Origin of the sequence: Corallincola platygyrae (assembly GCF_039544265.1) — a bacterium.
GTDB classification, from domain to species: domain Bacteria; phylum Pseudomonadota; class Gammaproteobacteria; order Enterobacterales; family Neiellaceae; genus Corallincola; species Corallincola platygyrae.
In genome coordinates this window covers 120510-147320 of record NZ_BAABLI010000015.1, presented here as the reverse complement: position 1 = coordinate 147320, position 26811 = coordinate 120510, and the positions used below count along the sequence as shown (strand labels likewise).

The 26811-nt window shown below is 51.0% G+C and carries 23 protein-coding genes; 5 read left to right on the top strand and 18 right to left on the bottom strand.

Annotated features, from left to right (window positions below; translation table 11 throughout):
- Positions 1 to 262 precede the first annotated feature (262 nt).
- The 4 genes from ABEA14_RS13395 to ABEA14_RS13380 are packed head-to-tail and all read right to left on the bottom strand — an operon-like array spanning position 263 to position 5365.
- Complete coding sequence (locus ABEA14_RS13395) at positions 263 to 2392, bottom strand: response regulator (RefSeq protein ID WP_345340532.1); 2130 nt, start codon at positions 2390 to 2392, stop codon at positions 263 to 265.
- Positions 2393 to 3592 carry an FIST signal transduction protein gene (locus tag ABEA14_RS13390; RefSeq protein ID WP_345340531.1) on the bottom strand — a complete coding sequence of 400 codons (1200 nt, stop codon included), beginning with the start codon at positions 3590 to 3592 and terminating at the stop codon, positions 2393 to 2395. It lies immediately after the preceding gene.
- Between the two features lie 8 nt (positions 3593 to 3600).
- Positions 3601 to 3945 (bottom strand): Hpt domain-containing protein, encoded by a 345-nt coding sequence (locus tag ABEA14_RS13385; RefSeq protein WP_345340530.1) that lies wholly within the window; start codon positions 3943 to 3945, stop codon positions 3601 to 3603.
- Entirely contained in the window at positions 3920 to 5365 is a 1446-nt protein-coding gene (locus ABEA14_RS13380) for a sigma-54-dependent transcriptional regulator (RefSeq protein ID WP_345340529.1), read from the bottom strand. Before ABEA14_RS13380 ends, ABEA14_RS13385 begins: the two co-directional genes overlap by 26 nt.
- Positions 5366 to 5505: 140 nt before the next feature.
- On the opposite strand from ABEA14_RS13380, the gene ABEA14_RS13375 reads away from it, so the two are divergent.
- On the top strand, positions 5506 to 6534 hold the full coding sequence (locus tag ABEA14_RS13375; protein WP_345340528.1) for a metal-dependent hydrolase: 1029 nt from the start codon (positions 5506 to 5508) through the stop codon (positions 6532 to 6534).
- A gap of 54 nt (positions 6535 to 6588) precedes the next feature.
- On the opposite strand, the gene ABEA14_RS13370 is transcribed toward ABEA14_RS13375, so the two are convergent.
- The 12 genes from ABEA14_RS13370 to ABEA14_RS13315 form a co-directional block, all read right to left on the bottom strand.
- Positions 6589 to 7155 carry a CHRD domain-containing protein gene (locus tag ABEA14_RS13370; protein ID WP_345340527.1) on the bottom strand — a complete coding sequence of 189 codons (567 nt, stop codon included), beginning with the start codon at positions 7153 to 7155 and terminating at the stop codon, positions 6589 to 6591.
- Positions 7156 to 7961: 806 nt separating this feature from the next.
- The gene (locus ABEA14_RS13365; RefSeq protein ID WP_345340526.1) at positions 7962 to 8630 is read right to left on the bottom strand and encodes an SIMPL domain-containing protein; all 669 of its coding nucleotides are present in this window, start codon (positions 8628 to 8630) and stop codon (positions 7962 to 7964) included.
- A gap of 25 nt (positions 8631 to 8655) precedes the next feature.
- Positions 8656 to 9957 carry a hypothetical protein gene (locus tag ABEA14_RS13360; protein ID WP_345340525.1) on the bottom strand — a complete coding sequence of 434 codons (1302 nt, stop codon included), beginning with the start codon at positions 9955 to 9957 and terminating at the stop codon, positions 8656 to 8658.
- Between the two features lie 148 nt (positions 9958 to 10105).
- Entirely contained in the window at positions 10106 to 11290 is a 1185-nt protein-coding gene (fabV, locus tag ABEA14_RS13355) for an enoyl-ACP reductase FabV (protein WP_345340524.1), read from the bottom strand.
- 126 nt (positions 11291 to 11416) lie between these two features.
- Entirely contained in the window at positions 11417 to 12490 is a 1074-nt protein-coding gene (locus ABEA14_RS13350) for an efflux RND transporter periplasmic adaptor subunit (protein WP_345340523.1), read from the bottom strand.
- 3 nt (positions 12491 to 12493) lie between these two features.
- On the bottom strand, positions 12494 to 15604 hold the full coding sequence (locus ABEA14_RS13345; RefSeq protein ID WP_345340522.1) for an efflux RND transporter permease subunit: 3111 nt from the start codon (positions 15602 to 15604) through the stop codon (positions 12494 to 12496).
- Between the two features lie 109 nt (positions 15605 to 15713).
- A complete protein-coding gene (locus ABEA14_RS13340) occupies positions 15714 to 16250 on the bottom strand; it encodes a GNAT family N-acetyltransferase (protein WP_345340521.1) in 537 nt (178 codons plus the stop codon).
- A complete protein-coding gene (locus ABEA14_RS13335) occupies positions 16250 to 16840 on the bottom strand; it encodes a TerC family protein (RefSeq protein WP_345340520.1) in 591 nt (196 codons plus the stop codon). The genes ABEA14_RS13340 and ABEA14_RS13335 overlap by 1 nt, the downstream gene beginning before the upstream one ends.
- A gap of 95 nt (positions 16841 to 16935) precedes the next feature.
- Complete coding sequence (locus ABEA14_RS13330) at positions 16936 to 17517, bottom strand: outer membrane beta-barrel protein (protein WP_345340519.1); 582 nt, start codon at positions 17515 to 17517, stop codon at positions 16936 to 16938.
- 116 nt (positions 17518 to 17633) lie between these two features.
- Entirely contained in the window at positions 17634 to 18905 is a 1272-nt protein-coding gene (locus ABEA14_RS13325) for an O-acetylhomoserine aminocarboxypropyltransferase/cysteine synthase family protein (RefSeq protein WP_345340518.1), read from the bottom strand.
- A 66-nt stretch (positions 18906 to 18971) separates the two neighbouring features.
- Positions 18972 to 19571, bottom strand: coding sequence for a glutathione S-transferase family protein (locus tag ABEA14_RS13320; RefSeq protein ID WP_345340517.1), 600 nt, complete (start codon positions 19569 to 19571; stop codon positions 18972 to 18974).
- A 121-nt stretch (positions 19572 to 19692) separates the two neighbouring features.
- Positions 19693 to 19965 (bottom strand): hypothetical protein, encoded by a 273-nt coding sequence (locus tag ABEA14_RS13315; RefSeq protein ID WP_345340515.1) that lies wholly within the window; start codon positions 19963 to 19965, stop codon positions 19693 to 19695.
- A gap of 183 nt (positions 19966 to 20148) precedes the next feature.
- Here ABEA14_RS13315 and mnmH point away from each other — a divergent pair, with 183 nt between their 5' ends.
- Genes mnmH through ABEA14_RS13295 form a run of 4 tightly spaced genes read left to right on the top strand, consistent with a single transcriptional unit; the run spans position 20149 to position 24324 of the window.
- Positions 20149 to 21336, top strand: coding sequence for a tRNA 2-selenouridine(34) synthase MnmH (mnmH, locus tag ABEA14_RS13310; protein WP_345340514.1), 1188 nt, complete (start codon positions 20149 to 20151; stop codon positions 21334 to 21336).
- A gap of 3 nt (positions 21337 to 21339) precedes the next feature.
- Positions 21340 to 22200 (top strand): putative selenate ABC transporter substrate-binding protein, encoded by an 861-nt coding sequence (locus tag ABEA14_RS13305; protein WP_345340513.1) that lies wholly within the window; start codon positions 21340 to 21342, stop codon positions 22198 to 22200.
- Positions 22200 to 22862, top strand: a complete 663-nt coding sequence (locus ABEA14_RS13300) for a phosphonate ABC transporter ATP-binding protein (protein WP_345340512.1) — start codon at positions 22200 to 22202, stop codon at positions 22860 to 22862. The genes ABEA14_RS13305 and ABEA14_RS13300 overlap by 1 nt, the downstream gene beginning before the upstream one ends.
- Complete coding sequence (locus ABEA14_RS13295; RefSeq protein WP_345340511.1) at positions 22852 to 24324, top strand: PhnE/PtxC family ABC transporter permease; 1473 nt, start codon at positions 22852 to 22854, stop codon at positions 24322 to 24324. Before ABEA14_RS13300 ends, ABEA14_RS13295 begins: the two co-directional genes overlap by 11 nt.
- Positions 24325 to 24345: 21 nt before the next feature.
- On the opposite strand, the gene ABEA14_RS13290 is transcribed toward ABEA14_RS13295, so the two are convergent.
- Together ABEA14_RS13290 and ABEA14_RS13285 are read right to left on the bottom strand one after the other, a co-directional pair.
- Complete coding sequence (locus ABEA14_RS13290) at positions 24346 to 25770, bottom strand: OprD family outer membrane porin (protein WP_345340510.1); 1425 nt, start codon at positions 25768 to 25770, stop codon at positions 24346 to 24348.
- Positions 25767 to 26678 carry a hypothetical protein gene (locus tag ABEA14_RS13285; protein WP_345340509.1) on the bottom strand — a complete coding sequence of 304 codons (912 nt, stop codon included), beginning with the start codon at positions 26676 to 26678 and terminating at the stop codon, positions 25767 to 25769. Before ABEA14_RS13285 ends, ABEA14_RS13290 begins: the two co-directional genes overlap by 4 nt.
- Between the last annotated feature and the right edge of the window lie 133 nt (positions 26679 to 26811).

The following is a 26811-nucleotide window of genomic DNA, read 5'->3' as shown; positions in this document are numbered from 1 at the left end:
TTTCCCCTTGGGGCTATGGATTGCTGGTAAACCTGGCCTCAGAGGGCGTCGGGTTCAAGTGTGATACACCGCCAGCATCGCAACGGTGTTATTCGATGGTTCTTGGCTACGGCTCAAATGCCTGTTGCAGGATCAGGATTGTCAGGGTTGAATACTATCGCGGAGCATTTTACTGCGGCGCACAACTTGCTGAAAAAAGTTCACTACTGAAGAGGTTAATCGCTCGACTGAAGCCGACTCAAGCACGTCAGGGGGCATCTGCTCAGCCAAGCAGGCCCTTAAGGTTCTCCTGAAGCTGCTCCGCTCTTAATGGCTTGGCAAGCACCTTGGTGACACCGACAGATTTGAAATGTTCAGCTTCATTGAGGCCCGTATTTGCGGTCAACGCATAGATGGGTACGTCAGACATCGGCTTGGGCAGCTGCCTTATCTGGCGACTGGCTTCCAGTCCATCCATCACTGGCATGCGAAGGTCCATCAGCACCAAATCAAACTGGCTGTTACTGACAGCTCTGACAGCTTCTTCACCGTTGTCCACCAAGCTGACCTCATGACCAAGCTGTTGAAGCATCAACTTAATCACCATTTGGTTACTCTTACTATCTTCCGCAACCAGTATCTGGAGTGGCTGATTGGCACTTTCCAGTTCAGGGATGTATTCACTTTGCTCACTACCTGATTTAGACATAGGCAGGCTGAACCACACGCGCCCCTGCCACCGCTCTCCATTTGGTTGTGTATCGATACCTATAGTGCCGGCCATGGACTCTACCAGTCGTTTACTTAAAGCCAGCCCAAGTCCACTGCCCTGATGAAGCCGGGTACGGCTGTTATCCCTTTGCTCAAACGGATTAAACAACTGCGCCACCTGCTCTGGCTCGAAGCCAGGGCCTTGATCTTCTATCGCAAAAACTATGTTGTTGGCCATCAATGACGCCGCGAGTCGGACAGTGCCAGAGTCACTAAACTTCACGGCATTGCCCAGCAAATGAAACAGTACCTGGGCGATACGCTCCACCTCCGGCAGCCAAACATCTTCAACAGCACCGGAGATCTCGCTTATCAGTGTCAACCCCTTCTCCGCCGCTTTGGTTCGCCACAACCCTAATGCGTGATTAACCAGATCAATCAGTTTCCCGCTAACTCGGCGTGACTCAGAAGCTTCAAGAGCCAACTCTCCTTCAATGCCTTGATCCTGACTCAAGGCCAACAGATCTTTCAATAAGGCATCGAGTAATGCAGCAGACTGTGACGCCATATTCCATTGCTGTTTCTGGGTTTCGGTCAGTGGCTCGGCCGCCATCAGCTCCAGTCCACCGACAATGCCACCAACCGGGGTAATCAATTCATGCTGCATCATCGCCAGGAAGGCGCTTTTGGCCTCAGCCGCTTGTTGAGCCGCCTGCCAAGCCTGCTCCAATGCAAGTTGTTTGCGTTTGATGTCAGTAATATCCCTGGCGGTACCGCGATAACCAATAAACCGCGCCTGTTCAAACCTTGGTTCACCGCTGACTTCAATCCAGCGCCGCTTGCCCGGCATAGGTTCTATTTCAAAGCGCAGTTTTTGGAACGGTGCTCTCGCCGACAGCTGTTTTAACAAATCACGCCAGCGCCCCTGCTTCTTTTCTTTAGAGCTGCGCAGCCTTAACCAGCGCCTGCCCAATAGGTTTAGTTCAGCGGCCTGTTTTGCTAATCGATCGGGCTGCGTCAGGTAAGTCAGTCGAAGTCGACTATCGGTCTCCCAAAACCAGTCACTGGCACTGCTGGCAAAGGCTTTAAACCTAAGTTCACTCTCTTTGTGGGCCTGGGTACGTTGAGCAACCAGGTTTTCAAGATGATGGCGAAAGCCAAGATTAATCAGCAGTTGTGACAAAAAAGGGCGAAAACGCGACACTAAACGACGGGCTTCGTGGTCAAAGCTATGTGCTTGGCTATGCAAACAGATCAGCAGAACCTGGCGCCGACTATCCGCAATCGAAGTAATAATGGCACTTCGCGATATCTGGCAAACAGAATCAGGCAACGCCTGCCATTCAGGTAAAAAACCGGTATCAAACAGCAACAGGGTTTCGCCTGACAAGGCTCGGCCAAATGAAGGTGATGCTGGCCAGCGCGCGATCATCAATGCCTTATCGCTGGCAACAAGAGGAGTATAAACGCCCTCTTGAAATTCAACGATAAGCGCATTCTCCAACCCCGTAAAAGGCGCCAGCATATCGACTAAAGCATCCGTGAGTTTTGACGGATCCGCTGCCGCAGACAATTGCTGCAACCCTCGAAGCAACGCATCATTTTCCGCCTGGAGTTTGTGCGCCTGACTTCTCGCTCGCACCAGTTGTTGCGCCAATTCATGGTAAGACTCTGCCTGCTCCAGTTTATCGTCGGGCGCCATCTATGCCTCCATGAATACAACGCTGGCAATCATCAGATTGCCGTGTGCAAATTCACCACCGATAAACTGGCCCTGCTCGCCAAAGGTAAAGGCACCGGCGAATGGTGCGCCCTGCAGCACCTGATTAATTGAATCAACCACTTCGGGCATCTGCTGCTGAACGGTCAGCATACAACCGGCACAATAGATATTTAATCCTCCAATAATGCGATGACGCGACACATCCAAAGTCTCTTTTGCTTCCTGAGCCACCCTTCCCGCGCGCCCGATCAAGCTCTCTATGGTGCCCTGCATCAGCACCACCTCTTCACCTTCTTCAACTTCTGCAAACAGACGCAGGCCCCCTTCTTCGGAGACATGTTCCGGGTGAGCCAATTTGTAATAAGCCACACCATTGACTTGCCCTACATACCTGCCCAAAGGAGAAAGGGTTGTGGCCGCCAGAATGCTGCCATTTTTTTCCAATTCGTCTCCGAGCACGCCATGGGTCAACTGATTGTAAAGTTCAGCAGCTGGCGCATCATCTAATTGCTCCAGATGGCGTCCACTGGATTGGGTCACAGTGGCTGTTACTGTCGTAGGCAAGTAACCAGAATGGAAACTGAATCCCAGCTCACACGAAGGGTAAAACAGTGTCACAGCGACACCGTTCTCACAAAGATGGCCATTGGCACCAATTAACCATTTTTGTGCTACATCGTTGTCTGCGGCACTGCCGCCGATCACAGGCATAGAACGCCCAAATAACTGTTCAATTGCGCTAAGTATGCGCTCTTCCTGTCCTGGCGTACCATGCAGCCAGACCAAGGCTGGTAGCTCTCCAACACGGCCTGCCGCGGCCATTGCGCTATGCAGTACCCTTTGCACTGCCTCTTCTACTGCATTATCAGCATACGGCTCAACGGCACAGCCAAAACTACCGCCGGGATCGTGACATGCCCAAATAACCAAGCCATGGCCACAAACACCATGATAGCCATGTTCGGTCATCGCACCCTGACAGGAGGTACATAACATCAGTTGCGCTGCTGGATAGTGGCTTTCCAGACAATGAAATATTTCGTCGGCATCCATTGCACTGGTGGGATAAATCAACAACAAGTCAGCAGCGGTATCAAAAATCGACTCCAGCTGGCTAATGCACTCATTAACCGCGGCTGGTGTCTCTGTTTGGGTGCTGAATGCTGTCGCTATCCGCATAGGAGTCCTCACTTGTTTCCAAAGGCCTGTAATGCCTGACGCGTTTCACGCCAGATCGGTGCCAACTTCTTGATTTTTTGCTCGAGCAAGTAAACTTCTTCTGTCATTGCCCGTTGCTCGATCTCCGCGGCCAAGTCGCTAATAGCCAGCGCGCCAAACGTGGCCGCGCTGGAGCAAAGGGTGTGACTTTCTCGCAGTAGTTGCTGCCGGTCGCCAGACCACGCCTCAACCTCATTGATTCTCGCCTGAGTTTCATCGATAAAGCATTGGCTTAGTTGGGGCCAAAGTTCAGCCCCCGTATCTGCCAAAAGGTCGATTAACACCTGTTCAGACAGGTAACTGCGATTGTTCATCCAGGGCTTTCCACTGTTTTATTTTGCGGTACAAGGTAGAGGGATTGAGTCCCAGCTTTTTGGCAGCCTCACTGACTTTGCCCTGATGCAGGTCTACAACATGCTCAATAAGGTGGCGTTCGTAGTACTCGAAGCTTTGTACCGAATCCAGGGTATCTGGCAGCCAGACATTTGCTGTTTTTGCCAGGAGCGGTTCGGCTACAGACGAGAGGCGTTCATTATCTGAGACCGATTTTCGGATTCCGTTTAGTTCAGCTCGGGGCGTCAGATCAGGCAACATCGCGCGCTCTACCTGCTCACCGTCGTGAAGTACGGTGACGTTGCGCAGCACATTTTCCAGCTCACGCACATTGCCTGGCCAGGGGTATTGCTTCATCCATAACTGGACATCACTACTGAAGCCTCTAAATTGCCGGTTCTCCTCACTGGAAATTGTCGACAACAGCTTTTCAGCAATCAGCAGCACATCATCTCCGCGCTCACGCAATGGCGGCAAGGCCAGAGGTATCACATGCAATCGATAGTAGAGATCCTCCCTGAATCGACCTTCACTGACTTCGGTCAGCGGATCTCGATTGGTCGCGCACACAATGCGCACATCCGCGGTTTGCAGCTTGCTGCTTCCGACCCGAGAAAACTGTCCGGTTTGCAGGAAACGCAGCAACTTGCTCTGCAAATCCAAATCCATCTCGCAAAGCTCATCCAGGAACAATGTTCCGCCTTCAGCACGCTCTGCCGCCCCTTCCCTATTGCTAACTGCGCCGGTAAAGGCGCCTTTAACATGACCAAAGATTTCACTTTCCATCAGTTCGCGAGGAATAGCAGCGCAGTTGATAGCCACAAAAGGCGCTTTGTTACGTGGACTCCTTTGATGCAGCGCCTGGGCACAAAGCTCCTTGCCTGTACCACTTTCACCAGTAATAAAAACCGTTGCTTTGCTGGTAGCGGCGCTTTCAATGATCCGGTACACCTGCTGCATTGGCAGGGATTTGCCAATCAGCTTTTCGAAACTTTCAACCACAAAAGTCTGATGCAGCGTTTCAACCAAGGCATCGAGCTCAGAAAGGCGTAACATGTTCTCGGCAGTCACCAGAAGACGGGCTTTAGACACGGGCTTCAGCAGGAAATCTTTTGCACCCAGCCGCATCGCCTCAATCGCATTTTCGACTGAACCATGGGCAGTGATCACAACAACCGCGGTTGCCAACTCCCGTTCTTTTACAAACTCAAGAATTTGCTGGCCATCCATGTCGGGAAGCTTTAAATCCAGCAACATCAAGTCAGGAGGCTGACGAGTCAGCGCCGCCAGTGCGGATTGGCCATTGCTGAAGTGGCTGACACGGTAACCTTCCTGCTTTAAATAGCTTTGATAGACGAGCGCCAAAGATTCACTATCTTCAACGATCATTATGCTGGCCATCAAACATCCTCAAAAAGCTATGGTCTAACCCTAACTGCTAGACGTAATACACTGTTAATTCAAGCTGTTTGGTTCGATTATGAGGCCCAGCTAAAAATGTATTAGCTTAAAGTCAGACAAAGGTTCTTTAAGGTAGAAAATTGGATTCAATCACACAGGCAGCCCTGGGGGCTGCAGTTGGCGGCGCAATTGGTGGAAGGCAGCTCGGTTGGCGAGCATTCGCATGGGGAGCAGGCTTAGGCACCTTGCCGGATCTTGATGTATTTATTCACTATCAGGACGCGGTCGATCAGGTCACCAAACATCGAGGCTTCAGCCACTCAATTTTCGTTCTCTCTGCATTGTCACCGCTGATTGGCGCAATTGTAAGCAAGCTGCATTCTTGGCGTTATTGGTCAGCAACTTTAATGGTATGGCTATGCCTGGTGACTCACCCCATTCTTGATTGTTTCACAAGTTATGGGACACAACTATTTTGGCCTCTCGAAACCCCGCCTATTGCCTGGTCAACCATATTTATTATTGATCCACTCTACACCCTGCCGTTGCTTGTTGGCATCGGCATAAGTTTATGGGCATTTAAAACAAGAAGGGCTGACCCAACCAGCGCAAATCTATGGGGCCTGGGTGTAAGCCAGGGTTATCTGGTACTGAGCGTCATACTGATGCTATCAGTGAGGGCACAAGCGGTTCCCATTCTGGCGCAACATAATGTCTTTGAGAGCCCCTTTCTGGCACCCACCCCCTTCAACATTATGAGTTGGCGTGTCATAGGTAAAAACGAAGATCAGCTGCTTATAGGCTACTTTAGCTGGCTCGATCCAAAACCGATCACGTTTAACGCTTATCCTCACAATCAGAATCTTGCTGATAAACACGCACTACCAAAACTGGCGAGGCTCGATTGGTTTACTCATGGGTACTATCAACTGCAAGACGACCAGGGACAACTGAAGTTTGTTGATATGCGATTAGGTGTAGAGCCTTACCTGCCATTTCGCTACCTGCTGGCTGAGCATTCTCCAGCGGGATGGCAACCGTCTCAAACCACAACCCGTTTACCCCCACCCAAAACAGGTAAAGCCCTTATCCCAGAGCTAATTGAACTGATTCGAGGTCAAAGTCTGCCAATTGCCGACCTAGATCAGGTCGACAAGCCTGCAAACTAGTGAAGGTTCACTGGCTGAAAGAGCCTGATGTCAGGCTCCGTTCAGCTGTAGGTTTTAGTGACTACGTAGACGCATCAAACCAAATATGCCCAATGCGAGCAGTCCAACGGCAGCAGGTGCCGGCACGACAGATAACTGGCCACGGATCTCTCCTGAACCGTAATCCAAGGTATGCAGGTTAAGATACAAATTTCCCGCTACCAACTCGGTGAGAATCGACGCATCAAAAGCAATGTCATCAGCCTGCACCATTAACCCGTCAACCGCACCGGTAAAGTAACTCATCATGTTAAATGGCACCACCACACCGCCATTCGCGCCCGCTGGCGCATTATGTATGTGGAACGGTCCCAATACGCCAAAGGCAAGCCCGCCATCTGGAAACGTAACACCAGCCAGAGCGATGCCTTGAATAGTAGCGACCATATCCAGAGTCAGGGTATCTGAATCAAACACCAGAGAGGCATACCCCATGGCTGAACTCGGCAAAGGGTTACTCGGTGAAACTTCCTGTGCATAATCCAGGTACGCGACAGCCTTATATAGGCCAGCGTTAGCAAAGGGCACCATGCCTAGCATCATGATACCAATCAGCGTCTTTATACTGTTTCTAGCGATCATCTTCTCGTCCTTAGCATTGGTTGCAAAACGGACGCAAGCGACTGACAAGTTTCCAATTGGGCCCGGCATTATCCTTACGGAGTTTCCGGTTAAACGGATTGGTTACTACGAGAAGTTTTGGGTATCGACGCTCCTGTGCATTGGCATGCCACACGAAGTGTTTCGGGTACCATGCACCCGCGTCATACGACCGCCATGGATGGCGGAAATGCCGAAAATGCAGGAGCAATTTTCGGCCGTACTTCCTGTACATCGACGCTCCTGTGCATTGGCATGCCCCACGAAGTGTTTTGGGTATAAAAAAAGCGGTGCCACCGGCACCGCTTTCCCTTCATCAAAGCAAACCATTACAAACCCAGGAACGGTCTGCTTTGCTTGAACCTGACATGCAATTAACGCATGACGTTTGAATAGAACGCCGATCTCTAACGAGACCGGCTGAAAACTGCACTTATTTTTATTTTTGCTGTGCAGACGTGTTGGGTGATTTTTTTGTCAGACTGGCTGGCATGCAACCAAATCAAACATCACTCCTAACACAACCCCTCTGGAGATGGGGGAGAGGGTCATCAAGGATCCTCTTCATTATCGTTATCTGTTTTGTTTAACTTTTTGCTGGGCTACATGGTAGCGATCCAGCGCGACTATTAGTAATACCGATGTGGTATAAAAAACCAAAATGAATATCAAAATTATAGAAAGGAATAACAATCCTTTGTGTACACTATTTTTTACAAAATAATTTACAGAGGCAGTGCTTCAGCAGCGTAGCCAAGCTATCAGGATCGAAGCACCGAAGTGGGGACTTACTCCAGCTCAAATTCCACTAGCACCTGTACCTCAATGTTTTGAGAAGCAGGTTGATAACTATCCATTTCAGCGGCGGCAGTTCTCAGTCTCGGCATAGGTACCCCTGCCTGCTGGGTTTGTGTATCGATGGTTTCAACATCTCCCAACTTTGCTCCCAACACGGCGGCAAGTTCCTTTGCCTGAGCTTGCGCATCTTTCAAGGCTTCCAGACGCGCTTGGTGTTGTAGTTTGGCTAACTGACTGAACTGCCAATGTACTCCCTGAACCTGAGTCGCACCACCCGAAACCACGTTATCCAAAAGGGAGGCCAGGAGAGACGCGTCACTAAGAACAATCCGGATCTGGCGGCTAGCCTCCATCCCGAGCAGTACTCGTTCTCTTTTCTGGTAATTGTATTTTGGGGACAAACGCAGGTCAGCGGCGCCGACATTTTCCGTTGGGATATCCAACGCGGCGACTGCATCTAATACATTGCGAACCGCAGCGTCAGCTTGTTGTTTGGCTTGCTCAGCCTTATCTGCGAGCTTAACCACACTCAGTTGCACAACAACCTGATCTGGCACTTGTGACACTTGTCCCTGTCCGACAACTCGGATGGTGCCAGCCTGAACCTGACTCGCCAACACCATTAATAAGCCGACCAAACTCCCTTTTATCGCCTTCATCAACTATTCCTCACCTGAGTGTTAATTAACTGGCCGTACTGGCGGCCTCCAGCCCTTTAGTCAGTGCGTCACGTCGGTTCAACTTACTGGCATTAAGCGTCTCCAACTCATGCACCTGCTGAGCCATCTCTTTCATTGATCGACTCAGCTCTTTCTCCTCGCTGAGCAGTTCTGAGCGGCGTGCTTCATAGGCTTTATCCAACTCAGCCAAAGAGACATCCAGTTGCTGCTGATACTCACCAAACATGGCGCGCTTTTCATCTGACTGCTGTCGACGCGCCTCTTCCAAAGTAGTGCGTTTTTCCTGACGCAACAACTCCATGTTTTCTCTGTGGCCCGTAATCAACTGTTCTTTATCAACACGGATCTTCTCGCGCATCTGCGCATGTTCCTGTTTCACCTGTGCCAATGACTTGTCCCGAGACTGCACTCTCGCGTCAAGGTAAGAGCGATACTCGTCAGATGACATGGAATTCGGATCCAATGCGCCAATATCCGCCTTGTACGCTTTGTGAACATCCTGAACCATGATGTTGTAGTTGCGGTCATTATCGACCATGGCTTTGTCTAATGCGCGGCGTCGATCGGCGAAAGTTTTTTCGGCATTGGTGAAACGTTCTTCAAACTTCACGTTAAGCGCAATCAATTGCTGCTTACGCTTTTCATTCAACTGAGACTGACGTTGGCGGCTCTGAGTAGCAAAGCGCTCCTCGATCGCCTGACGCTTGCCTTCAAACTGCTGCTTCAATTTATCAACCCGAAATCGGTTGGTATCACGCAGATCGCTTAGCTGCGCCAGCATCCCTTGATGTTCTTTTCTTGAAAACTGTAATTTTGACGTGAGCTCTTCAATCTCTATCGCAATCTGAGCAAGCTCTGCATTGGCGAGTTCAACCGCCTTGTTGTATTCGTCACTGCCTATAACGACGTCACCGTCCTTTTTGGGCTCACCTTCAGGGCCAAAAGCATCATCATTAAACGCAATGGAAAGATCCCAACCATGAGGCCCTTTTTTGCCATCAGCAACGCCTACCACGGGTTTGCTATCACCTTGAGCACGACCAACAGATACCACCCGGTTGTCACCAAGCTGAAACAAATATGTGTAAAGATCCTCTTTAGGCGACAATTTTACTGTGAATTGGTACTGCACCGCACTATCACCGACCGACGATTCGCTGTTGATTGCGACACTGCCAACCTGCCATGGCTGCCAAACAATATGACGCTCGATAGCTTTTTGTACCTGTGATGCATCCGGAGCATCACTACACCCGGTAAAAAAGAGCAAACTGCACAGAGCTATTCCAAGAAGACGCTGAACCATTCAGAAAAATCCCTAACGAAATCGATTGCCAAACCGCTCCGATTCTATGGCTTAGAACAGCTGAAGTCTGCGCCGCTGGTCAAAATTTAGAAGTTACAGAAATGCAAAAGGCGCCCTAAGGCGCCTTTTTAAAAGCTTGCAGCTTTAGTTACGACAACACCATATCCACTTCTGGATTGACGTCTTCATCGTAATCAACACCTTCTACCCCAAAGCCGAACAACTTAAGGAAGTCGGCGTGATAGCCTCGATAGTCAGACAACTCATCATAGTTTTCTGTCGTGACCTGTGGCCATAACTCAGCAACCGCATCCTGAACATGAGGAGCCAGCTCTTTGTCATCAACACGCAGACGGTTGTCTTCATCCAGGTTCGCTGGACCAACATAAACCTGTTGGAACAAACGCTGGATCTGCTCAATACAACCTTCGTGACTGCCTTCCTCTTTCATCACTTTGTAAAGCAGAGAGATATACAGCGGCATAATAGGAATGGCTGAGCTCGCCTGCGTTACCAAGGCTTTCAGCACACTAACGCGCGCTTCGCCTTTCAGGCCGCTAAGCTTGTCAGTGATCGCCGCAGCGGCACGGTCCAAATCTTCTTTAGCCTTACCGATAGTCGCCTTGCCATAGATAGGCCAAGTCAGTTCTTTACCGATATAGCTGTAAGCAACCGTCTGTACGTTGTCGGCCAGTACGCCGGCTTCTTGCAGCGCATCCAACCACAACTCCCAGTCTTCACCACCCATCACTTTAACGGTATTGGCGATCTCTTCATCATTGGCTGGCTCAACGGTGACCTCTTCAATCTCCAACTTGCTGGTGTTGAGCGTGCGTTCGGTGTAACCCTTACCTATGGGTTTCAACACAGAAGAGAAAGTCTCACCTGTTTTGGGGTCGGTACGACGAGGCGATGCAAGGCTGTAAACAACCATATCAACCTGACCCAGGTCCTGCTTAATCAGCTCGATCGTCTGCTGCTTGATCTCGTCAGAGAAGGCATCACCGTTGATGTTCTTGCTATACAGACCTTCAGCTTCAGCTGCTTGCTGGAATGCTGCAGAGTTATACCAGCCTGCGCTGGCAGTGCGTTTTACTGTGCCAGGCTTTTCGAAAAATACACCCACGGTGGCGGCGCCACTACCGAATGCGGCAGTGATGCGAGATGCCAGGCCATAACCTGTAGATGCACCGATCACCAAAACCTTCTTCGGGCCATTGGCAATAGTTCCCTGTTCCTTGGTGTAGGCGATCTGCTCCTGTACGTTGGCAGCACAACCTTTTGGATGAGAGTTAGTACAGATAAAACCACGAATTTTTGGTTTGATAACCATGGTCTGTTCCTATGTTCTGGCAAGCAAAAAGGCGCTGCCCGGTAAAAAGCTGCGCCTATTATGTCCGAATAGTGTGCGCTGACCAAACTTACCCCGAGTGGTCGGAGTAGCAGCGTCAAATAGCAACTAACTATCTATATTGGCACTCTTTTCTGCCTGTGCCAGTTGATTCTCAATTTTTACAGCCTGTCCGGGCTGGAGACGTTCTGCACCGCGGATAACCACCCGCTGCCCTTCACCGACGTCTCCGATAACCTGGATCTGATCGCCATCAGCGATACCGGTATCTACTTCGATTCTGACCGCTTTGCCCTCATCGTCAACGGAAAACACGTAGCGTTGCTTACCGCGCAATACCAACGCATCACGTGGCACAGCAATCACATCGGTTGGTTCACTGTTTGGAAGGGCGACTCTTACCGCTGCCCCCACCGGCCAGTCAGTCTGCTCTAACGCCAGCCGCAATTCCATGGTACGAGAACGGTCATCGCCAACAGGGATCAAGGTGCGAACCGACACCAGAATGTCTTTCTCCAGATAACGAACCAAAACTGAATCACCTTTTTTCAGATAGCTGGCCACACTTAGCGGCGCCTGCACTCTGACTTCCCGTTGGGAGATCTGTACCAGACGCACCAGGTCTTCACCTACATCTGTGTATTCGCCACGTTGCTGTTCGCGGCTGACCACCATTCCCTCATAAGGTGCTTTGACCTTGCTTCGAGTCAAGCGGTGTTGTATCTGGGCTCGGCTAACTTTTGCCTCGACCAGTTCCTGAACGGCCATGTCTCTTGAAGAGGTCAGCTCATCCAACTCGTTCTGCGACGTGCCTTGAGAACGAGCGACTTCGATAAAACGAGCTAATTTTTTATCTAAAAACGTTAGCTGAGCTTCAAGCCGAGCAATTGACGCTTCGGCGGCTTCCAACTCAAGCAGCAGATAACTGTCATCAATGCGGGCGATCACCTCGCCTTCTTTCACCTGTGTGCCTACTTCTGCAATCCAGGTAAGGCGACCACTGATCTCTGCCGCAATCTCAGCGTCATGGCGAGAAGCCACAGAGCCGGGCAACCAAAGCTGTGACTGCATCTGTTGCTGCTCTGCTGTCGCCAACCAAACCGACGCAGGGGGAAGCTCAGCCTGAGCAGAACCAAATACGGTCAGTAGCATGGTGGCTGCCAGTAACTTACACACTTTCATTATCTAACTCCTTTTGCTGCCACTGGCCATGGGAAAACGCTCCGGCATATCCAGCACTTCGGCCTGTTGCAGAGGCTTCTCGCCTAAACGCAACAAGGCGGGCAATAGCAACAATGTAAACAACGCGCTCACTGACATTCCGCCGACAATAACCGTCGCCAATCCTCGATAAATCACGCTGCCGGTACCCGGCATCAACACCAGAGGCAACATGCCGAAAATGCTGGTCAGGGTACTCATAAATATCGGCCGCATACGCAGCTGCAGGGCTTGTCTAACAGCTTCTTCGCGATTGGCGCCATTCCGCTCAGCACTGCGCGTTTGGTGCACCAGCAAAATGGCATTATTCACCACCAGGCCAAGCAAAATCACAAAACCAATCATGGTCAGTAGATCCAGCGGCTGGAAGCTAATCAAATGCAGCAGGCGTAATGCCAACACCCCACCCACCGTCGCTAATGGAATCGACAATACCACCAGCAAGCTGTCCTTGGGTGAACGGAACAGGCCCGCCATTAGCAAGAACAGCAACAACAGCGCGACCACAAAGTTTTCTGACATATTGCGTAATGCGCTCTTAAGACTGTCAGCGCTGCCGCCATAGGTAATGGCACCATCATCGGGCATCCTTTCGATCAGTTCAGGCTCAACTTCAGCCTTAATCTTGTCGATTGCTTCCTGCAGCGTCACGCCCTCCGGAGGTGACACGCCAAGGGTAAAGGTTCGACGTCTGTCGATACGCTGAACCTGGCTTGGGCCCACGGTACGCTCGATGTCTACCAGTTCACCCAGGGTGACCTGACCACCCTCGGGCGTCGCCAACGGCATCGCCGCCAGCGCCTCAGGAGATTGCCAATCCTGACTACGGAAGATGATGTTCATCCGTTTGTCGCCATCGAAATATTCGCCAACATAAAGGCCATCACCAAACGAACGCACCAGACGTCCCAAGTCTGCCCGATTCCAGCCCACTTCCAGCATACGCCGGTCATTAGGCACCAAGCGAAGCTCAGGTTCGGCCAGTTCCAGGCCCGGGTTGGGTCGCACGTTGGCACCCGGTAAAACTTCGTTCAATCGATTCATGCCATAGCGGGCAACGTCGATGAGAGATTCGGTGTCCCGAGACTTAAGGTGCACAGCGATATGGCGTCCGCCACCAAAGCCGCCAAACAAGTTGCCCTGCTGAGCAAAAGCCATGGTATCAGGCAGCCCCTTCAGCACTTGGTCACGAACAATCGCCTCCATCTCAGATACACGATCCTGATCTTTTACCCGAACGCCCATGGTGCCGCCGTTGGGCCAAAGAATGATGTAGTAGTTCTTGAGTGCTGGCTGCTGCTCCCCTTTCATATAAGGATCGAGACGTTCGACAATGGTCTGCACGATCTCTTTATCCAGCGTTTCCATTGACGCGCCCGGTGGGAAGTTAAACCAGGCATCCACTGCGTCTCGTTTCACAGGAGGCAGGTAATCGATGGATGGCAGCATTAATACCGTTACCGTTATAGGCACTGCCATCATGGAAACAATCAGTACCCAGCGCCGCTTGGCCGATTGGGTTAGACGCATGACAATATTGGTGATCCGCAGCCATAAGCCCTGCAGACGGTCCGGGATCGCATCCCGCACCAACCAACGACTGGCCGCGGCCGGTAATATGGTCACCGCCACAAGTAGCGAAATAGAAACCGCGATGGCAATAGTCAGAGCAAGATCGGCAAACAGTTGGCCTTCCACGTCTTTAAGGAAAATTACCGGAATAAAGATCGCTACCGTCGTTGCGGTGGACGCCAGCAACGCCCCCCATACCTCAGATGCACCCGACTCAGCCGCTTTTAATCCTGTAGCCCCTTGTTGCCTGTGCCGGACAATGTTTTCCAACACAACGATGGCAGCATCAAGCACCATACCCACGGCAAACGCCAGTCCTGCTAACGAAATCACATTCAATGAACGGCCCGTCAGCTTGAGTACGATAAATGTGGATAACAGAGAGACAGGGATCGCCAGAGCAACCAGTAACGTTGCTCGTGCCTGACGCATAAACCACCACAGCACACCCACAGAAAGCAGCACGCCAATACTCAGGTTACCGCTTAAAAGATTAATCGCGCGGAGAATAAACACAGAAGCATCGAAGGACTGCACCATGGTGAGTTGCTTCTCAGCAAGCACCTCTTCGCGCAGTCTGGCCACTTCCTCTTTTACCAGCGATAAAGTAGCCAGCACGTTAGCGCCACTTTGACGGTCGATCCGCACCGAAATCGCCGGATTACCGTTCTGGATGGCCAAACCCTGACGGTCACCGCGTTCAATACTGATTTCTGCAATATCGCGCAGATACACAGGACGACCATCGCGCCATTCCAGAATCAGCTCTCCCAGCTGCTCAGGTTGATAGCGACCAGCAAAACGCAGAGTGTATTGACGACGGCCGACATCAACAAAACCACCGGAAATGTCATTACCACTGCCGAGCAAACCGCCAATGGCGCTGACATCGATCCCCAGGTCGGCGGCAAGATAGGGATCAAACCTTACCTGCAGCTCCTGCGGAGCGCCTGCACCACTTTCTAATCTGGCGCGACTAACACCTGGAACCGACTCTAAGCGGGGCCTGACCACATCTTCAAAAAAGGTCAGGTAATCGCCAATCGGTTTATTGTTGCCCGGTAACGCCTGGATAAAGAAATAGGTCAGTGCCGGGGTATCACCACCCCATCCCCCCAACATGATGGTCGGTGGATCACTGTCTCTCGGCATCGGCGGCAGACGATTCATCCTGGCAATCACTTCAACCAGGGTCTTCTGCATATCCGTTTCCAACCCAAAGGTCAGATTTATCCAACTGTTACCGCGGTTTGCCCATGCCGACATCTCTTCGACTCCGGGCAACCCCTGGAGTACCTCTTCTTGAGGCTCAAGGATCTCAGACTCAATCTCTCGCGGTGAAGCAGCGCGCCAAGAGGTCATGATGGAGATCTGCGGACGCTCAATGGTAGGGAAAAGTTGAACCGGCAGTTGCTGTAGGCTGTATGCACCCAGCAGCGCGATCATGGCGACCATGATCAGCACACCTGCCGGATTCTTCAATGAACTGGATGTAAGGACCATAACCCTGTCACTACAATGATGATGGCAACAAGTATATGAGTGAACTGTTAATGCCGCGCGAGCAAAGAGTTACAAACTATTAACATTAGTGTGGATATAGAAAGCATGGTTAGTCAGACAGCGTACAACTGTACTTCACCACCTCGACACCTGTCTGATGAAGGTACTGCTCAACCTTGGACATACCCACCGAGCGCATCACCGCGATAGACGCCAGATTATCAGGCATGGCTATCGCCACCATGGTTTCGCCTTGCGAGACTCGTCGACTATTATTGATCACCCACCCCGCCGCTTCTTTGGCAAATCCCTGCCCCCACTCGCAGCGAAACAGACGATATCCCAACTCCAGCTCACCGGTCTCTTCACCATCAGCATTTACAAACGGGCGGTTATGCACCCACCCCAGAATACGACCATCATCTTGGTGTTCCATTATGAAGAAGCCCAAATGGGATGCACGTTGACTGATCGCCTCCCATCTAGGCAGAACGTTATCCCGATAGTGAGCCAATGGCGTTGGTTTGCCACCATTGATGAAACGCATTACTTCCGGGTCGCTATCCAACGACGCCAGCAAATTCAAATGGGTTTCGTCCACCGGAAGGTAATTAATGCGTGTTGAGCAGCATAAGGTCCCCATCATTACTCCTTGCCGTAATCGGCTCCCTGTTCAGCAAACTCAGCTTTGAGCTTGGCTTTTCGTGGATTGTGCAAACGTACCGCTTTTGCTTTCAGTCGTTTCTTTGCGCGCAAGTTGAGTATCTCGACACCAAAAGAAAATGCCATCGCAAAGTAGATATAGCCCTTAGGTATATGAACCTCAATACCTTCCGCAATTAAAGTGAAGATAAGCAGCACTAGGAAGCTAAGCGCGAGCATTTTAAGGGTAGGATGAGTATCAACAAAACGGGCTATACTGCCAGCGGCAAGCATCATCACCCCTAAGGCGATCACCATGATCTGAGCGATCACAGAGATGAAACCAGCATGTTTAATGGCACCACCCTGCTGCTCTCCTTTCAATGAGCTATGGATCTCATGGGTGCTTTTCGCCAAGAGGAACAGTCCACCGCCGATTAGAATCAAGTCACGGCCACTCAGCGCATTATCCAGTACAGAAAATAGCGTGCTGGACAGACTCATTACCCAAGTGATCGACAGCAACAAGCCAATACGCGCAACGAGAGCCATCCAGGCTTCGGGAGAGGCCAGCCACTCCAGATTAACTTCCACCAAAGCGCCGCCAGAGCAGGCGAAAGGAGTTGAAGATGTATTAGTATTAACAGTGGCCCAGCTATTGCCTAAGAAAAAAACAGGCCGGTAATGACTTAGAAAAAGTAGCTGCCGCCCAAACCTACCCAGCCAACATCAATATCTTCACCTGTTACATATGCGGCCTTGGTATGGATAGCGAAATTGTCGGAGAACTTATATTCAGCGCCGATTTTATAATAAAAAGCGCCGCCATCATCCACATCAACGCTGCCGGCATCGTTGTTAATATCGACACTCTCAATGCCCCAACCTAAACCAAAACCAAGAGAGAAGTTATCTGCGACAACCCATTGCGGTGCCCAAGAAACGTAAGTCACACTGACTTCACCCGTACCTTTAGCGTCTTCATTTCCATACCGGCCGGAATAACTGAATTCACCCGCATCAACATAACCCAGCTCCCAACCAAGCCAGGAGCTATAGTGAAAACGCACAAACAATTCGACGCCAGCATCTTCATCATCTTCCAACTCCACGGGACTGGTACATAAAATACAGGCGAAACTATCATCAAAATACGTTTTAACCGCTGTCACACCCACCGAAATCTGGGGCGATGTCAATTCAGCGCTAGCAGGTAGGGAAACAAGCAATGCAGTAAATAAAGAACAAACGGTGGCGGCGTGAAACTTCATTCTCAACTCATCCTTAAGACTACGATTTTTTACTTAATTAGAAGGCCTAGTACTTTGAATAAAAAACGCCACCGGCGCAAGCGGTGGCGTCTGATAATTTGTTTTAGAACAACACGTTAAGCTTTTGATAGAGCTTGTTCAAGATCAGCAATAATGTCATCGATATGTTCGATACCAACGCACAGGCGCAGCATTTCAGGCGTAACACCGGCTGCCACCAGCTCTTCGTCCGAGAGCTGACGGTGAGTGGTACTGGCAGGGTGACAAGCCAATGACTTGGCATCACCGATATTCACTAAGCGTTTAAACAGACCTAATGCATCATAGAATTTCACACCGGCATCCAAGCCGCCTTTAATGCCGAAGGTCAGCAGTGAGCTGGGTTTGCCATCAAAGTATTTCTTCGCCAACGGATAGCGATCATCTTCCTCTAATCCGGCAAAGCTCACCCACTCAACTTTCGGATGTGACTTAAGGTAGTTGGCAACCGCCAGTGCATTTTCACAGTGTCGCTCCATTCGCAGCGACAGAGTTTCAAGACCCTGCAAAATCAAAAACGCATTCATCGGCGAAATAGCAGACCCTGTGTTTCTGAGCGGTACAGTTCTGGCACGGGCAACAAATGCCGCAGGACCAAAGGCTTCTGTATAAACTACGCCGTGATAAGCAGGCTCAGGCTGGGTAAACATCGGGAACTTCTCTGCGTAATCACTCCAGGGGAAGCTGCCACCGTCAACAATCACACCACCAAGGGCAGTACCGTGACCACCCATATATTTGGTCATTGAATGCACCACAATATCTGCGCCATGTTCGATCGGTTTGCACAGCACAGGCGTAGCCACTGTGTTGTCGATCACCAGAGGCACACCGGCGTTATGAGCGACTCGTGCAACACCTTCGATATCGATGATATTACCCGCCGGGTTACCAATGGTTTCGCAGAACACAGCGCGGGTGTTTTCATCAATACAGGCAGCGATCGCAGCCGGACTGTCATTTTCAGCAAATTTTACTTCGATACCCAACGACGGCAGCATATGGGCAAACAGGGTATAGGTACCGCCATACAACTGGGGAGGTGAAACAATATTGGTGCCCGCGGTTGCCAGGTTGATAATGGCGTAGTGAATTGCAGAGCTACCCGCAGAAAGGGCCAAGGCAGCCACGCCTCCTTCCAGCGCTGCTACCCGCTGCTCCAACACATCGGTCGTTGGATTCATAATTCGGGTGTAGATATTGCCCGGCACTTCCAGGTTAAACAGATCGGCGCCATGTTGCGCATTATCAAACTCGTAGGCGACCGTCTGATAGATAGGCACAGCAACCGATTTTGTAGTGGGATCTGTCTGGTAACCGGCATGTATCGCTTTAGTAGCGTCTTTCATCAGTTTTCCTCTTAGCTTGTTGAGCGTTGGCGCTCTGCCAATCTTGGTGCTCAATCTATACTTTTGTTATTCGGTAATCTTGATATGGTCAGGTTGCGACGCAACCCTATCCAGCCATGCGCGAATGGCGGGGTAATCCTGCAGCGAAAAGCCGCCCTCTTCAGCCACATGGGTATAGGCGTATAGTGCAATATCCGCAATGGTATAGCGTTCAGCCACCATAAAAGTGCGCTCGCTCAAGTGTTGCTCCAAAAGCGCTAACGCCTGAATGCCTTTTGGATAAGCACGTTCAAGCTCTTCTTGATGGTCTGCAGGGTTAACAAAAACACGCCAGAAACGGCTGGTGGCAATATATGGCTCGTGGCTGTACTGCTCAAAGAACATCCACTGCAAGACTTGCGCACGCTCGAATGATTCTCTTGGCAAATATGGCGTGCCTTCAGCGAGATACCAAAGCACTGCATTGGATTCAGGTAGGGTTCTACCATCAGGAAGCTGCAGCAGTGGCACTTTACCGTGGGGATTTAACGCGAGAAACTCTGCGGTGTGACTTTCGCCCTTGAGCAAGTCGACAGGTATACGCTCAAAAGCCAAATCCAATTGGGTCAACAATAATCGGATCTTGTAGCAATTGCCCGAAGCGGGCATTTCATACAGGCGATACATGACACGGTTCCTCCCATGAACTCAAACAGTTAGGCAAAAACCGTTTTAGCATGGCAGCAGCCGTTAGGGATTACCAGCTTGAATTTATTGCGTCAGCGTTCAGTTAAATGGGCTCAGGCAACTATTTGCATTTCACAGCCGCCTGCTCAGATAAAGACTGGCGCAGGAGCTCACCCTCTTCATAGGCACACTGACTTACTCCGTCTTTGCTGTTAAATCGTGTTTTACACTGCTCGGTGACTAATTTATGTTGCTGCTCAGTCAAAGACACTTCATCAATCAGTAGGTATTCTTCACACTGTTGAGGGGTCAGCTCAGTCGCGTACACTTGTGTTGCGAACAGCATGGCCAATACAGTAATGCCAACAGGGCGCTTGGCAGTTAAAGACATCATTGGACTCCTTACGAGCAGCTCTTTCGGCTGCCTTGCTCAAAATCCGAACAAGGATGCCATTTTAACAAAGCCTAAAAAACGAGCGCTCTCACATTGTTAACAAAAACGAAACATCTGCATTTCGCCGAAACAGTTGAATAAAATCAGCAACACGCGGTGTTAGATGTCAGATTGGCGAAGATAATGTCACAGAATTCTTACAATCCTATGTCAACCAAGCGTCCAGACAGTCAGGACTTTGCGGATATTTTTCTTAACGATCGTCCGCTCATCGACACCCGGGCACCGCTCGAGTTCGCCAAAGGCGCTTTCCCTAATGCCGTCAGCCTGCCGCTGATGACGGATCAGGAGCGAGCTAAAGTCGGCACCTGCTACAAAAAACATGGCCAGGATGCAGCGATTAAACTGGGGCATCAGCTGGTCAAAGGAGAAACAAAGCAGTCAAGAGTGAATGCCTGGGCGGCTTTTACCCGGAAACATCCTGAGGGATTCATTTACTGTTTTCGTGGCGGGCTGCGCTCGCAGATAAGTCAGCAATGGCTGGCCGAATCCGGACATCCCTACCCAAGAATCATTGGCGGTTATAAGGCGATGCGGCGCTACCTACTCGATCATTTAGAAGCGACCACACCTCTAACACCCATGGTCATTCTGGGAGGGCGCACAGGTTGTGCTAAAACTCACCTGCTCAAACAACTACCTGACCAAATAGACTTGGAAGGGTTAGCGCATCATCGCGGCAGTGCATTTGGTAAACGTTTGGGCGGACAGCCAGCACAAATCGGTTTCGAAAATGCGTTTTCCATCAACCTGCTGAAATATCGTCACCATTATCGAGCCCATGTCTCGATTCCGCCCCTGGTATTAGAAGATGAAAGCCATCTGATAGGTCGCTGTGCCCTGCCTCCCGTGCTTCAACAGCAGATGCAGCAATCACCGCTGGTTTTGCTCGAACTGCCACTGGACCAGCGCATTGAACATAGTTATCACGACTATATACTCAGCAATCTCACGGAGTCGCAGCAGGCATTGGGCGAAGAGCAGGGGTTTGATAGTTTTGCCGAAGGCTTGCGCAAGGCGATGAGTAAACTAAAGCGTCGCTTGGGCGACCTGCGTTACCGGGAGATGCTGGCACTGCTGGAAGATGCGTTGAGTCGTCACCTTAGAGGTGAACCAGAAGCCCATAAACAGTGGATATCACCGCTACTGGTAGAATATTACGACCCTATGTATGACTACCAGTTAACTAAAAAAGCGCAGCGCATTGTTTATCGAGGTGGACCAGAAGAGATCTCCGAGCTGTTGCAAAACAGTGAGCAGCGCCAACAATTGCTGCACCAATTAAAATCCAATCATCAGACAAAAGGATAAGTGATGAGTTTGTTTCGCAACATGCTGGTTGCCCTGTCGGCACTACTTTGTACCCTCGCCGTTCAGGCACAGGTATTTACCTTCACCGCCATCCCCGACGAAGACGAAACACGCCTACAGCAGCGCTTCAATAAAGTCGCTGCCTACTTGAGCAAAGAATTAGGCGTCGAGGTGAAATACATTCCGGTGAAAAGCTATGCCGCCGCTGTCACCGCTTTCCGCAATGATCAGGTACAACTGGCTTGGTTTGGCGGCCTGTCTGGTGTGCGCGCCCGGGCCCTGGTTCCTGGTTCCGAGGCTCTGGCACAAGGTTACGAAGATCAGTTCTTCAAAACCTTCTTTATCGCGCACCACAGTGCAGAGTTGTCAAAGGATGAAAAATTTCCCGTAAACATCGTCGGCAACACTTTTACCTTTGGATCCAAAGGCTCAACTTCAGGTCGACTGATGCCGGAATTCTATTTACGTCTATTGAGCGAGAAATCGCCTGAGGAGCTATTTGCACGGGTAGGTTATTCAGGCGACCACAGTCGTACCATCGCTCAAGTGCAATCTGGCGCTTATCAAGTCGGTGCGGTGAACTTTAAAGTTTGGGAGAGTGAACTCGCCTCAGGCAAAGTGGACGCCAATAAAGTCCGCGTGATCTGGGAGACGCCAACTTACCCAGATTACCAATGGAGTATTCGCGGCGATGTCGATACTCGTTATGGCGAAGGCTTTAAAGAGAAGGTGAAGGCAGCACTATTGAACATGACGGATCCTGATCTGCTTGCCAGTTTTCCTCGCAAGTCATTCGTACCTGCAAGTAACGCGGACTACGGCCCGATTGAAGAGACCGGCAAAGCGATCGGCCTGCTCGATTAATGGCACAGCCATCACTGACGCTGAGTGGCGAATCGCTCAGCTATGAGGGCGAGCAGGTGCTTGCCCCTGTCACTCTTTCTATCCCCCCCGGAGAGCATGTGGCATTAGTGGGGCGCTCGGGGGCAGGAAAAAGCTCTCTGCTCAAACTGCTTTATCAGCAAGCACCGGAGCATATCGCACTGTGTCCACAAAGCTATGGCTTGGTGGGCAATCTGTCGGTTTACCAAAACGTCTACATGGGTCAGCTGAACCGGCACAACCCACTTTATAACCTGTGTAACCTTGTTCGCCCCTGGCGCAGACACAAAGCAGCGGTGCAGCAACTCTGCGACACGCTCGGGCTGGATGAGAAGATTAACTCCCCCGTCGATACGCTCTCTGGTGGCCAACAACAGCGCACTGCTATTGCCCGCGCCCTGTATCAACAGGCAGGTATTTTTCTCGGTGACGAGCCTGTGTCTGCGGTCGATCCGCTGCAGGCAAAACTGCTGATAGAGTTGATTCAACACCAGCACGCCAGCTCGGTGATTGCTCTGCACAATCGCCAACTGGCCCTGACCTGTTTTGATCGCATCGTAGGCCTGCAACACGGGAAAGTCGTATTCGATCTACCAAGTTCGTCGCTCACAGCCGAGCAACTGGACCAACTTTATGTGGCATAAGGCCGCACAGCTTCACCCCATGGCCAGACTCACCCTGTTAATTCTTATGGCTGCGCTGGTTTTACTGCCTTGGGCAGACCTTAACCTTTATCAGGTTGAGCCAGGCGCAGAATTAGGGCGCATGATGCAAGGACTTGTATCACCCAGCCTCAGTGAGATTGACACCCTGACCCACGCCAGCCTGATCACCGTCGCCTTTGCGCTGATAGGTGTCGGCATAGCCGCCCTCCTGGGTATGCCGCTGGCATTGCTTTTTCATTTTCGTGTCATACGCGGGTTGTGCGCCTTTATTCGCGCAATACATGAATTGTTCTGGGCGTTGATTTTTATGCAGGTGTTCGGGCTTTCTGCGATAACCGGCCTGCTGGCGATCACCCTACCCTACGCCTGCACCTTCGCTAAGGTTTATGCGGAGATACTGGAGGGCATTGATAACCAAACGCCGTTGCCGTCAGGCACCGATAAGATCAGTCGTTGGTGTTACAGCACTATCCCGGCCGCGTGGTCAGCGCTGGTTGCCTACACCCGCTATCGCTTTGAATGCGCCCTTCGCAGCAGTGCGATTCTAGGCTTCATTGGTTTACCCACTCTGGGATTTCACTTAGATACCGCATTTGCCCAGGGCGTCTATGATCAGGCGGCGACCATACTGCTGCTGTTTTTTGCCCTGATTGCTACGCTCAGGTTCTGGCTAAAACCAGCGCTAGTTCCCGTTTACTTGGTGGTCTGTCTATGGGCACTGCCAGAAACACCCCCTGTATACGGTAGCTATTTCTGGCAATTTTTCACCCAGGATATCTGGCCCAAGGCCTTACTCCTAGGAGACTGGATAGGCGCGTTGAACTGGTATGCCAATCAGCTAGTGTCGGTAGCCATGCCCGCAGTAGGACAAACTCTTGTACTCACCCAACTCAGCTTGGCTGCGACCTGTTTGCTCACCGTGGCACTAGCCTGGCTGGGTAGTCGTCAGTTCGGCAATCCCATTTCACAAACCTTGGGGCACGGCATCTTACTGGCGCTGCGGTCAACGCCCGAAATGATACTGGCATTCGTTTTCCTGCTGCTTTTTGGCCCCTCCATGTTGCCAGCGATACTGGCCCTGGCACTGCACAACAGCGGCCTCATCAGCTACCTGGGCAGCCGTATCACAGACCATGTGAAGCTGCGCCAGGACGCACCCAAAGGCATTGACCGATACAGCTACGAGATCCTGCCCCGCATCTACCCGCAGTTAATGACATTTCTGCTCTATCGTTGGGAAGTGATCATGCGCGAGAGTGCCATCCTTGGCATTTTGGGGATCACCACCCTTGGCTTTTACATCGATTCGGCATTTGAAGATATTCGCTTTGACCGTGCAGCGCTGCTGATAGTGATCAGTGCGTTGCTAAACGTGCTGGTGGACAGTTTGGCCAGACGCCTTCGTCGCAGGGCTGGATTGCGAGAACTCCGGATGGGTTAGCCACCCTATATTGATAAACAACTAAAATACCTCAAAAGGCACCGACAATAACAGCTTGAGATCTCTTTCTGAGGTAAACATGTTGGCGTAGTAGAAACTGCCCAAATCATCCTGATGATTGCGATAGTGGGTGTAGTGCAGTTTGATAGATGCCCCCCGCCAAGGACCTTCTGACACCGTGTAACCAAGATCTATGTTCCAGGCGCTTTCCTCCCCTTTAGCTGCATCAGAATCCTCTTGGTGATTAACCCAGCGTACCGCATCCCAACCATAAGCACCGGAGGCCCCGATCTGCCAGCCTTGCAACCCCCACTCAGCAGGAAATTGATACCAGACGCCTGCAAACAGCGCTTTTTCACCATCATTATTCCAATCTGAGCGACTATCCCACCACAGCTCTAATGCGCCCTGGGAGTTAGCATAGCCCCGGGTAAGGCGAGGTAAATAAGTACCTAATCCCTCCGCCTTGGTTGCCATAAACTCCAAACGATAAAGCCAGTTCTGGTCGGTAACTGAAAGCGTTAGCGCCTGCTGCCAGGCTAACCCATCGTAAAGTGGATAATCTGGGTCATCCTTGGAATCGGCACCATAGAACTGATAGCTGGCAGTGACACCATCCAGCCAATCCCAGCGATTAGCCACTTTAAAGAAATAGGCATCCACATAGTCTTCAGATTGCCCGGCACTGAAAGCCACCGACCAAGTATGATGTTTAGGGTGATAGATCGCGCCCAGAGCGTGGATGTAATCGATTCGGTTGCCACCACTGACAGGGGCCTCATCCCATGCGTTAACTCGTGAAAAGTTCTGAGTCTTCAGATACCAGGGCGCTTTATATTGGTCAGCCCAGGCGTAGGTGATGGTCCAGTCTTTAGGGATAAACTTGGCCTGAACGCCGCGATAGGTGCCCGGCTGAAATGACCAATTCACACCGATAATTCCGGGCACATGCATCGGGGCGTAGCCTGCCTTGACCCGAAACCACTTCGGCTGATTGCGGTACTTGAGCACCAGGCGGGACACACTCACACCGTTTTCTGCCGCGTCACTGTTCTCTTCACTCCAGCGGTCACCGGCAAACGAGAACTCATTTTCAATATTGCGTGGTAAGTCGTCATCGATATAAAGATCCAACGCAGAAAATGCGCTGAAATTCAGGCCCCACTGCTGCCAGAGCCAACCCGACTTAAACTTCACATCCGCTTGTGCGGTGCTATGGTCGAGGTCATCAAAGAAACGATTGGAATTGCCCGACTCATCACGACGCGTTCTGTTTCGGTGGATAAAGGACCAGCCTCCAACCAAGGTGGATTTATCGGCCAACTCTTCGGCGAGGCTTGGCTCATCAAATAGGGGATCTTTTTGGGTTGGAGCCCGCTCGTCAGCGAGCCCTTTACCAACAACCAGAAGCAATCCGGCGATCGTAAATACAATCTGCCTGATCATGGTTGATATACGGTCGCAGGGATCTGCAGCCAATAGTGCGCCTGATAGATAGGGGTGGATTTAGACAAATCAGGGTTAGCCACCTTAAACACGATGGACTCCTTCCACTTGCTTAGCGGAAAGGCCGACTGAGTGACAGGGTTCTGTTCCAGCAGTTTTTTTAGCTCACCACTGTCAATCGCTCGCTGCAATCCCAGCTCGATACGGGCAGCCAACTCGTAATTATGCTGGCCGGTAAAGAAATACAGCGGAACAAAATAGTGCAGCAAAATGCGATCAAATTTAGCTAATGGCGCATCAGGATGTTTTTGATTGAAGGCTTCCAGCTCACCATATCCTTCAGTAATTGCCCGAGGGAAGTAATCACAGGTGCCGTCACGAACAAAGTGAAACATCTCTTCATACCCTTCCACTCTATATACACGGTAGCCTTGATTTTCCAACAGGTCGGCATCCGGCCACTGAGCGCCCTGACATGCCACCAGCGACTTCAACTGCTCGGGTTTGGTGAAACTATTAAACTCATCAATACGATCAGGGTGCACCAGCATCATGCGATACCCGAGTAAGCCCATCATCAGCGGCACACGAATCGCTCGAAAAGTCGTTTCACGTTCTTCGGTCGGAGCCGACGCCACCAAGTCGAGTACGCCGGGAAACTCCAGCAGGTGCAGAATCAAGCCTTGGTTGAGGGGGATCGGCATCATCTCGATCTGGTAAGGACCGAAGTCATCAACCGTGTTTTCCATCGCGGCTGTGACGGCGTCCATCAAAAAAGCATGGGAAACGTCGGTTTCTGACTGCTTTGGCACCATTCGCAACACATCAACGCCCGGCCCGGACGCATGCGCAGCAAACACATTGATGCCCAGAAGCCAAACCAACACCATTGCCCAGCAACTCTTCATCTCAACCCCATTGTCTTGGTGACAGGCTTTTAAAGCGTAGCAAATCATATAGATAAGGATTGAAGTTCCAATCACTTGGACGGCTATTCGCCCAAGAATTCGTGAGCTGACTGGCAAATTGATTCGCCATCCC